We start from the raw sequence: 10,439 nt of genomic DNA, 5'->3' as shown, positions 1-10,439 counted from the left end.
GTTATGTTCATTGGCTTGAGGAGATGATGTTATGTTGACTATTTTAGGCTTTTTAGAATTACTCTAACCAAATATGTAAAGTTTTGTATCGAGATTCAACATTTCTGTGTTTGAGTAGTTTCATCCTCATTCATTGTTCCTACAAACAAGAACTCATTAGGAATTCTTAATCTACGTTCATTATCTTGTAATGGTAAGCTACCAACATCAATTTCTAAATAAGTTGGGTGACTGCGACGAGCTTCTAATTTAGATAAGAAATCGCTAAAATAATATTCAACTCGTGCTAAATTCATTTCATCTAGCAAGACAATTACCATTCTGTCTTGCATAGCTGAATCGTGATTATATTGATACAGTCCGCGCATCAAATCAGTGGGCTTAAATTTTTTCTCCACATAGTTATAAAATCCTTGCAAATCTTGAGGTGAATCCCAACGCGGTTGGACAGCTAAAGTTAATAACTGTGCCCCAATATAATTAGCATATTTCTGTGGTAATTCGCTTTTACCTGTACCGCTAATTCCAGCTAGAATTACCAAAGCGGAAATATCTTGTACTTTTAAAGAAGTATGGAAAGCATGAATTACACGTTCTGGAAAATTTAAGCCTTGAGCATTAATATATTGAACAAAATTATCTAAGAAAATCTGTTCACTTTGTTGAGCATTAACGACAGCCCACTTAGATTCTGCTAATCTTAGCCATAGTCTTTCTCTTAATGCTTGTAGTGCTATGCTAGAACTATTTTCTAGGTCATTAATTTCTTGTTTTAATCGTCGAATATCATCATGAAGTCGCTCTTTTTCTTGGCGCAAGTAAGCATTATTAGCTTCTAAACCAGCTTTAATACCATTTAAATTTTGAATATCTCGTTCTAATTGTTTTACATGGGATTCTTTATCTATGATTTGAAATTTTAATTCCGATAATCTTTGCCGGAATTGTTCAATTCTGTGATATTCTTCTTGACTTTCTTGTATCGCATGTAATATTCGTTGTTTTTCAGCTTTTAGGCTATCTATTTCTGGTCTTAATTGATTAATTTGTTCTTCAAACCTTTCTTTCTGGCTGAATATACCGTCATAGGTAGCTCTTAATAATTCAAGTTCTGCTGCTTTTTGTTCTAGTTCCTGAGATTTAGTTTGACGCTCTGCTATTTGTTGATTGAGTAAATCTAACTGTGTTTGTTTAGTAGAAAATTCTGTTTCAATATTTTTGAGCGATCGCTTCTGTTTTTCTAAAGATGCAATTTGAGAACTTAGAGAATTAATTTGACCTTCTAAACTACTTTTATCTAACCTAAATTGCTCAATTTGTGTTTGCATTTGTTCCAGATTAGACAAGTCTGGTTTATGGTTATTTATTGCAGCAACTCGACGCTCTAGTTCTTGCTTTTGTTGATTTAGAGTTGTTAATCTCTGTTCAAGCTGCTGTAACTCCGCTTGCTTTTGTACAAATTTTCCTTGAGTTTTTGATAGTTCTACTTGCTCTTTTTTTAGTTCTGTAACTCTTACTGTTAAATGTGGTAGTTCTGCTTCAAGCTCTTGCCAATTTTTGTATTGAGATAGCAAATTTTTATGTTGATCTACTTGTTGTCGTAGTGATTGGATCTCAGTATCTCTATTCCCTTGTCGTTTACTGGAAATAGCAGCGCCTAAAACTACGCCTGTACTACTTCCTAATAATGCTCCACTGGCTCCACCAGCACCACCAGCAAAGGATGCTGTTACACCTACGACTAATGCAGCTGAACCTACTATTACCCAGTCAGATAACGCCCAGTCTGATAAATTCTGCACCCTTCAACCTCAGAATTCTTGACGGTAAGTTTATCTGTACATTCTAGATAAATATTTTTTTACAACGCTCCAGTAAATTTACTGGTATCGTAAACTTATAGTTTTTAAATAGCAGTATTTCTAGGTATAATAACCTGCTTTGATATGGGAAACCTAAATTACTATAGGATATTCAGCTTATGGCATTATTGCTTTGTATATCTAGCTTTTGCTGGGTATTGCCTAATTTACATATTTTGTATTACATTGCCGTCATTTTATTTATATTAATCTTATTTGATATAGGAACAGAAATGGCACATAAGATAAGCATGTGTAAGTCATTTATTATTCCAATAATATAACTTAATATAATATACAAAGTATTTTAGGTAAATGAGATACTCACTTTGGGGCATAGCATTGCCCATTGGTGTCAACTTAAGCTCAAAACCTTTCTCTATCTCGTTTCCAGCCTCCGGCTGGAAATGCGTATTGCGAGGCGGAGCCTCGAAAGCTGATGAATTGAGGCGGAGCCTCAGGATCATCGCTCCCACGCAGAGCATGGGAGCCAGTTAGGATGAGGGTTTTACGTTAAGTAGACACCAGTGAGCATTGCCTTGTCCCTACAATCAACGCTGATCTGTACTTTATAAACTTGCAATTTGCTGTCTTATAAAACTTACACTAACTCTAAAAATTCTGGGATATTGGCGGTTTAATAAATTACAATATCTGGTAATTTTTGCCCAATTCTTAATAATATTTACAATTAAAAAGATTGGTCAATCTTACTGAACTCATAACCCTATCGCACAAAGTAAACTTTGCCTAAGTATTGCAAAGTTTATGAATGATTTCCTTATCTAAATTCTTAAAAGAAAGTCAATGGAATCAAGTAGTAGCACTGTTATTATTACTGCTACTATTTGCTATTGGTGCTGTGCCTGGATATTTAACAGGAAAATGGCAATGGAAACAGCCGCCACCAATTACAAGTTTAAAAGCATTAAAACATATCCGCAATTCTGGGTTAACTATTCCTGGTTGGGGAACTGTTGAGCAAGTACAACAACAAATTGGCGAGCAAAAATGGTCGCTACAGGTAATTAAAAAACAAGACTCGCAAACTCAAGCAGTATTGCTGTTGTTACCGCAAAACGGGCCGATGGATCAACCTGAGGTGGAATGGACAGAAATTGAAGGTTGGGGAAAGTTACGTTGGCGTAAGTGGGATGTAGCGCAATATCGTGGGGCTAGATTTACTGTAAAACAGCCTAGAGAAAGCCAGGTAGAAGCAAGATTTTTTCGTGCGGTTACACAACAAGATACTTTTGCAGTGTTGCAATGGTATGCTGTACCGCAAGGGGGAAATCCATCACCGTTACGCTGGTTTGTCGCGGATCAATTGGCGCAGTGGGGTAAGCAGCGAGTTCCTTGGGTGGGTGTAAGTATTCTCATTCCCATGGAACCTTTAGGACAGGTGGAAAAAATGTGGCCGTTGGCTGAGTCTATCGGTCAGACTGTACAAGGGGCTTTAATGACAGACTCATTACCGAGTAATTAGTGAATTTTACTGGTGATGCGATCGCTCTTTTCATATCCTACTTTATATATTGTCGTATTAGATATTACTGATATTTTGGCGATCGCATCTCGTAATTGCTCGGACAAATCCAAGACAGTTGCGATATTTACAGAGTAAAATAGCGGCGCAACAACACCAATTCTGAGTCTAGCTTGACTGCTGACTCAAATGTCTATATTTTACAATTCTCCTATGCGTGTATTCAGCGCTCTCTTCTTTTTGAGTCTGCAACTCAGTGTTTTCTGGACAACAGCATTTTCAGTTGTTGCTCAGACTTTACCATTTCCCGAACAACCCTCAGGTCCAACCCCTTCATTTCCTTCAGCTACTGAGGCTGTACCTGGGAGTTTAAATAACGAGGTTTCCCCCCAACTCAACCGCTATCTTTTAGGGCCGGGTGATTCCCTGAGTGTTGTAATTCAGCGTCCTCCGGGCCCCTATCGCTTAGGTGCGGGTGATTCTATTAGTGTTGTGGTTCAACGCTTTCCTGACTTGAGCTTCCAAGCTTTAATTAACCCTGAAGGTAACATCATCGTACCTCTGATTAATACTGTCTCCTTACAAGGTTTAACTTTGGATGAAGCACAAGCGAAAATTCGCTCATTGCTCAACCGTTACGTAGTCGAACCGATAGTAGTTTTATCGTTAATCGGACAGCGCCCAGATTTGAGCTTTCAAGCTGTAGTTAATCCAGAAGGTAATATTTTAGTTCCCCAAGTAGGTACATTATCTCTACAAGGCTTGAGTGTGGAAGAAGCACAAGAAAAAATTCGCCTCGCTTTAAGTCGCGTTGTTATCGATCCGATTGTAGTAGCATCATTAACATCACCGCGACCCGTGCAAGTGACTATTAGTGGGGAAGTGTTTCGTCCGGGGATTTACCCAATTACATCAGCTACACCCCGCGTCGCTGATGCTTTGCTGACATCTGGCGGGACGACAATCAACGCAGATTTAAGACAAGTCCAAGTACGTAGACGGTTGCTTGATGGTACAGTAATTGCGCAAACTGTTGACTTATACACAGCATTACAAAATGGTAGTGCATTGCCTAATTTAAGGTTACAAGATGGCGATGCAATTATAGTGCCGCGTCGGGAAATCGGCACTGATAATGGTTATGACCGCAATTTAATTGCACGTTCTACCTTAGCTATCCCGCAGATTAGAATTAGGGTTTTAAACTACGCAGCTGGAGGTATTGCTAATCAGGTGTTACCTAATGGCAGTACATTTATAGATGCTTTAGGTGGTATCAATCTTGACACAGCAAATATTCGGGATATAGCCTTAGTCCGCTTCGACCCAGAACGAGGACAAGCTGTGACCCAAAGATTAGATGCGAAAAAGGCTCTGGGCGGTGATATGTCGCAAAACGTGCCACTGCAAGATAATGATGTTATTGTGGTTGGTCGTAACCTCATCGGTAGAATTACTAATGCTCTCAATACAATTACACAACCTTTCTTTAATGTGCAGAGCTTTATTCGCTTCTTTGATTTCTTTACAGGCGGATTTAGATAATTGGGTAGAGAGATTGTTGATTGTTGATTGTTAACTGTTGACTGGTTCACCAATGACAAATGACAAATGACAAATGACAAATGACCAATGACTAATTTCTTATGACCCCACCAATTATTAAACGCTACCTAATTGCCTTTGAAAAGTATAAATGGATTGGCTTGGCGAGTTTTTCTTTGGTTGTAGCAGGTGCAACGGTGGTGGCTATCCAACCCGAACCACCAGCTAGTTACATAGCCAATGCAGCGCTGACTTACAATCGTCCGCCAGTTTCATTTTCGGCAACTGGTACGGAAATTCAGCAACAAGGGCAGGAATTGAATGAGCAAATTTTGCTATCAAATGAGATTATTGAAACTGTAGCTGCAAAAGTTAATGTTAAGCCAAAAATACTTGGTTTAAATGTTGTTATAACCGTACCAAAAAAGAATTCTCGGACGGGACAATTAGATTCGACAATTATAGAACTTAAATATAAAGATAGTGACTCTAAACGATCTGTAGAAGTATTGCAAGCATTGATGCAAGCAATGATTAAACTTAGTAGTGATATTAATACAGGACGCTTGAAAGCAATTATTAAAAAAATTGACGAACGGTTACCACAAGCTAAGTTAGAATTACAAGCAGCCGAAAAGAAGTTAGAACAGTACGATCGCATTGAGCGCCCAGCAATATTAGCATCTGAGAATGGTAGTTTATTAACTGCGGTAACTACTAGCCAAAATCAGCAACGTCAAATTCAACAGACGATTGCGGGAATTAATGCCCAAATTCGCAGTTTACAAGAGAAATTGGGGCTGAATGTCAATCAAGCTTACGTCTCTTCAGCTTTAAGTGCCGATCCCATTATTGCTAACTTGCGATCGCAAATTTATCAAATTGAGTCCCAAGTTGCTTTACTACGCAAAGATTTGCGTCCCGAACATCCGACAATGATTCAGTTACAGCGTCAAAAACAAGCTGCTGAAGAATTATTACAACAACGTGCGGCGGAGGTTATGGGTGGTGGTGGCACAGCCGCACCCCTAGCTGGTAATGTTTCTAATATTCGCGCTCAAAGTAACTTAGATCCAGCAAGACAAGAATTAGCTAACCAGATGGTAGCTTTGCAAACTCAAAGGGATACATTGCAACAACAGCTAGCACAACAAGTTCAAGAAGAAGCAAAACTGCGGCAGATGTATTCTTTAATACCAAATAAACAATTAGAGCGATCGCGTTTAGAACAAGATGTAATCCTTAAAAAAGCTATCTATGACAAAATGCAAGCTAAACAAGCCGATGCAAAAACCGCCGAAGCCGAAACCGTTAGCAGTTTAACTGTGGCGAGACTACCAATCGTGACTGCTAATTTTGTCAAACCCAAGAAAATGTCTGTAACATTGGGTGTGGGTGGCTTGATGGGATTGGTGATTGGTGGTGGTGTCATTTTCTTATTAGGTTCATTAGAAGGGACTTTCAAAACCAGAGAAGATATCCGCGAAGGCTTAAAGCAACGGGAAGTGACATTATTGGGAGAAATACCCTTAATGCCAGTTGATGATTTAGATGAAACAGCTATACCCGTGTTACTTTCCCCAGATTCGCCATATTTAGAATTTTATGAAAAATTCCGCAGTAACCTGCGCCGATTAGGTGGTAAATCCTTAAAAATACTGTTGATTACTAGCGTTGGTAAAACTGAGGGTAAGACAACCAGCACTTATAACTTAGGGATAGCATCTGCTCGTGCAGGCAAACGAACCTTAATTATTGAAGCAGATTTGCGATCGCCTTCTGCTTGTGCATCCTTAAAAATTACTCCCGATCCAGAAGCGAATATTGAACCACTACGCTACTATTCCAACCTCAGCGAATGTATCCGCTTAGTCCCAGATATAGAAAATTTATACATTATTCCTAGTCCTGGGCCTGTGCGACAATCCGCCGCAATTCTCGAATCTAGCGAAATGCGGCGGCTGATGGATGATGTTAGAGAACGCTATGATTTAGTAATTTTAGATACTAGCCCCTTGAGTTTATCTAACGATGCGCTATTAATTCAACCTTATAGTGATGGTATAGTGCTTATAGCCAGACCCAACTATACACAAGAAAACTTATTTGGTGAAGCGATAGATCAATTAGTTGATTCCGAATTAGGATTATTAGGCGCTGTCATTGATGGTGCTGACATTTTCGTATCTTTACCCGATACCTTTGAGCCATCATCAACAGCTTCATCAAAAGCAGAATCAGCATCAGAAGTATCGGTTGCTAATAATTCGTAATTTGTCATTGGTCATTGGTCATTTGTCATTCGTAATTTGTATACCAGTATTTGTAGGGTGTGTTATCGCGTAGCGTAACGCACCAAAGCCTTCGGACGGTGCGTTAGCCTCCGGCATAACGCACCCTACTGGCGTGTCTAGCTTTAAATGTGGCAATATAATTTTTTTGTGGGGTGGACATCTTGTCCGCCCAAGACGGGCGAGACGCCCATCCCACAAGAGTTTTATTAATGCACTATTTTAGTCTAGACACGCCACTACGTATATTTCAAAAATCAAATATGAGTCCTATACCAAATAAAATTTAGTTAGCTTTAGCTTACTTTTGCTATGAGACTCAGAATTCATTCTGAGGCGGGCTATGAGTTTCGCGTTTAGGAAACTTAGGAAAGCTACTATTGAGTTAAGAAAAGCCGCTACTGAGTTGAGCAAAGCCGCTATTGAGTTGAGCAAAGCCGCTATTGAGTTGAGCAAAGCCGCTATTGAGTTGAGCAAAGCCGCTATTGAGTTGAGCAAAGCCACTATTGAGTTGAGCAAAGCCACTACTGAGTTGAGAATAGCCGCTATTGAGTTGAGCAAAGCCGCTATTGAGTTGAGCAAAGCCACTATTGAGTTGAGGATAGTGGCTTTTGTTGTTGGGGACTTCCAGAAAATAAATTATCCCATTTTCATAGTGGCAGATTGTTTCTCCTCTGCTTCCTCTGCTTCCTCTGCCTCCTCTGCATACACAGCGATGGAATATTTTTTTAGTTGGAAGTCCCTTGGTTAGGAGTCGTGTCAATACTGCTCGGTTAAGGAAAATTGTAGGTTGGGTTGAGGCTCTGCGAAACCCAACAGAGCTACCCAAATGTTGGGTTTCGTTCCTCAAACGCCACTTGCTTCAAGCCGGGAAACCCGTCCAACGCAGTGGCTCCCCAACCTACGCGGGTTAAGGTTTTTGAGCTTAACCGAGCAGTATTGGGAGTCGTGTAAAAATAAGTTGAACAATTTAATTTTTGTAGTGCGGGCAGCGTTCGACTGAGCGCTCACGCCGAAGTCTTGCCCGCGCGAGCAAGATGCTCGCACTACTTATTTTTACTTGATGCCTTAGCGAGTTTGCGATCGCAAATGAATAAGTAGTTACACAAAATTAATTACACAATGTCGGACAGATTGTAGGGGCATGGCAGTGCCATGCCCTCTAGAATATATTGGTGTGAGAATTATATAAAAAAACTAATATTCGTCGCGCCTAAATAAGCCAAATAAAGGAGCGAGAATCATTCCAAAAGCAAAACCACCAATATGTGCCCAGTAAGCAACTCCGCCTGTTTCTACACTCATATTAGCTGCTGTTTGTAGACTGGCAACACCAGAAATGAGATTCTGAACCACAAACAGCCCTATTAATATCATTGCGGGCACTCTAATAGTAGTAATAAAGAATCCTAAAAACACTAAAGTCATAACTCTAGCGTGAGGAAACCCGATAATATATGCACCCAAAACACCAGCAATTGCCCCACTTGCACCCAAAGAAGGAATACCCGAATTCATGCCAATAAACCACTGACATAAAGCAGCTAAAGCACCGCAAGCTAAATAAAAAACTAGGTATTTAAAATGACCTAAGCGTTCTTCGATATTGTTACCAAAAACCCAGAGAAAAACCATATTCGAGATTAAATGCCACCAACCACCATGTAAGAATTGTGATGTAAATAACGTTGTCCATTCTCCGGCAAAGTTGGTGGTTAATTGTCGCGGTACTACTGCATATAGTTGAAAAAATTGCTCTAATTGGGCATTGGATAGACTCACTTCATGAAGAAAAACTAAAATGTTCATCCCAATCAGCCCATAAGTTAAGTATGGGGTGATGCGCGTTGGATTTTCGTCGTAGAGAGGAAACACAGGTGTTTTTCCTAATTATTTATTACTTGCAATATAGCTTGAAGGATGGGCATTGGGCATGGGGCATGGGGCATGGGGCATTGGGCAACACTTCGACAAGCTCAGTCAACAGTCAACAGTCAACAGTCAACAGTCAACAGTCATCGCTTCGCTCTTTTTATCCCCAATTCCGCACTCCTGATTTAGGTTTATCGCTAAATAACCCCAAAATGGGGCCGAGAATTGCGCCAAAGAGGAAACCGCCAGCATGTGCCCAGTAGGCTATACCGCCGCTTTCCATACCGATGTTGGTAGGTGTTTCTAGACTAGCGACACCGTAAAAAGCTTGTTGTATAAACCAAAAACCGAGAAAGAAATATGCAGGGACGCGGAAAGTCGGGAAGAAAAAGCCTAGAGGGATGACACCGAGAATTTCGGCTTGGGGAAAGCGCAGAATATATGCTCCCATCACACCGGCGATCGCACCACTCGCCCCTAAAGAAGGAATGTTAGAATTTTGAGCAAAGTACCATTGGCTTAATGATGCCAAAATACCGCAAGATAAATAGAATAGTAAGTATTTAAAATGACCTAGCTTATCTTCCACATTGTTCCCAAAAATCCATAAGAACAACATATTTCCAGCTAAGTGTAATAAACCCCCGTGTAAAAATTGTGAAGTAATTAAAGTAGCCCACTCTGGTACAGGTTGATGTACAGATACACCAGCAAAACTCAGGGTAAGTTCTCGCGGAACCACAGCAGCTAAATGTAAAAACCCATCTAAAGCGCGAGGGGGAAGATTGGCTTCATAAAGAAAAGCCAGCACATTCACCGCAATTAACCCAAAGGTTACATAAGGTGTGATTTGCGTAGGATTATTATCTCTAATTGGCACCACAGGCGTTTATTCCTTATTTTCAGCAACTAGCATCACAATACTGACTTTTGCTATTATTCGCTTCTACCTCATGGTTGGATATGAGGGTGAAATATCTGAATATTTGGGAGCATCCCAAATGTGCAAAAACGCCCTCACCCTATAAGGGTGGGGCTAGAAATACGAAGCCTGCCTTCGCAGGCATCAAACTTTTAGCCTGCGAAGGCAGGCTTTGTTGGTATAGCAATACCCTTCTAGGGTATTGCGTCAAAATTGGGATGCTCCCGAATATTTGCCTTTATCTGATTTTCAAGCCAAATAGTACATGGTATAAATCAATACGTTTGGTGTTAGCGCCAAAAACAAACATTAAAGCGGCTGTGTTGGGTTTCGCTGACGCTCTACCCAACCTACTGGTCTGTCCCATTAATTTTGCTGGGTTGCACTAGCTCATGATTAAATAGTAATCTAGGTGCAAACGTACCCACAAACTCACAGGCGATCGCTTGCAAGGAAAAAGG

General features: G+C 40.2%; 7 protein-coding genes. 3 read left to right on the top strand and 4 right to left on the bottom strand.

Features of this window, described 5'->3' with window-relative positions:
• Positions 1 to 95: 95 nt before the first annotated feature.
• Complete coding sequence (locus tag H6G08_RS36225; protein ID WP_190552051.1) at positions 96 to 1,802, bottom strand: AAA family ATPase; 1,707 nt, start codon at positions 1,800 to 1,802, stop codon at positions 96 to 98.
• 832 nt (positions 1,803 to 2,634) lie between these two features.
• On the opposite strand from H6G08_RS36225, the gene H6G08_RS36220 reads away from it, so the two are divergent.
• From H6G08_RS36220 to H6G08_RS36210, 3 genes are all read left to right on the top strand, one after another.
• Entirely contained in the window at positions 2,635 to 3,348 is a 714-nt protein-coding gene (locus tag H6G08_RS36220; protein ID WP_190552049.1) for a cyanoexosortase B system-associated protein, read from the top strand.
• A gap of 189 nt (positions 3,349 to 3,537) precedes the next feature.
• Positions 3,538 to 4,893 (top strand): polysaccharide biosynthesis/export family protein, encoded by a 1,356-nt coding sequence (locus H6G08_RS36215; protein ID WP_190552047.1) that lies wholly within the window; start codon positions 3,538 to 3,540, stop codon positions 4,891 to 4,893.
• 101 nt (positions 4,894 to 4,994) lie between these two features.
• Positions 4,995 to 7,166: a GumC family protein gene (locus H6G08_RS36210; RefSeq protein ID WP_190552045.1), complete on the top strand. Its 2,172-nt coding sequence runs from the start codon at positions 4,995 to 4,997 to the stop codon at positions 7,164 to 7,166.
• A 403-nt stretch (positions 7,167 to 7,569) separates the two neighbouring features.
• Here H6G08_RS36210 and H6G08_RS36205 read toward each other — a convergent pair whose 3' ends face one another.
• From H6G08_RS36205 to H6G08_RS36195, 3 genes are all read right to left on the bottom strand, one after another.
• Positions 7,570 to 7,947, bottom strand: coding sequence for a hypothetical protein (locus H6G08_RS36205; protein WP_190552043.1), 378 nt, complete (start codon positions 7,945 to 7,947; stop codon positions 7,570 to 7,572).
• Between the two features lie 434 nt (positions 7,948 to 8,381).
• Positions 8,382 to 9,059: a rhomboid family intramembrane serine protease gene (locus tag H6G08_RS36200; protein ID WP_190552042.1), complete on the bottom strand. Its 678-nt coding sequence runs from the start codon at positions 9,057 to 9,059 to the stop codon at positions 8,382 to 8,384.
• A gap of 157 nt (positions 9,060 to 9,216) precedes the next feature.
• The gene (locus H6G08_RS36195; RefSeq protein WP_190552040.1) at positions 9,217 to 9,939 is read right to left on the bottom strand and encodes a rhomboid family intramembrane serine protease; all 723 of its coding nucleotides are present in this window, start codon (positions 9,937 to 9,939) and stop codon (positions 9,217 to 9,219) included.
• Positions 9,940 to 10,439: the final 500 nt, after the last annotated feature.

Origin of the sequence: Calothrix anomala FACHB-343 (genome assembly GCF_014696435.1) — a bacterium.
GTDB lineage: Bacteria > Cyanobacteriota > Cyanobacteriia > Cyanobacteriales > Nostocaceae > Aulosira > Aulosira anomala_A.
This window is presented reverse-complemented; position numbering and strand designations above follow the sequence as displayed.

Excerpts from the sequence above, each read along its gene's own strand:
- H6G08_RS36220 (WP_190552049.1), top strand. The coding sequence starts at position 2,635 with ATGATTTCCTTATCTAAATTCTTAAAAGAAAGTCAATGGAATCAAGTA.
- H6G08_RS36215 (WP_190552047.1), top strand. The coding sequence starts at position 3,538 with ATGTCTATATTTTACAATTCTCCTATGCGTGTATTCAGCGCTCTCTTC.
- H6G08_RS36210 (WP_190552045.1), top strand. The coding sequence starts at position 4,995 with ATGACCCCACCAATTATTAAACGCTACCTAATTGCCTTTGAAAAGTAT.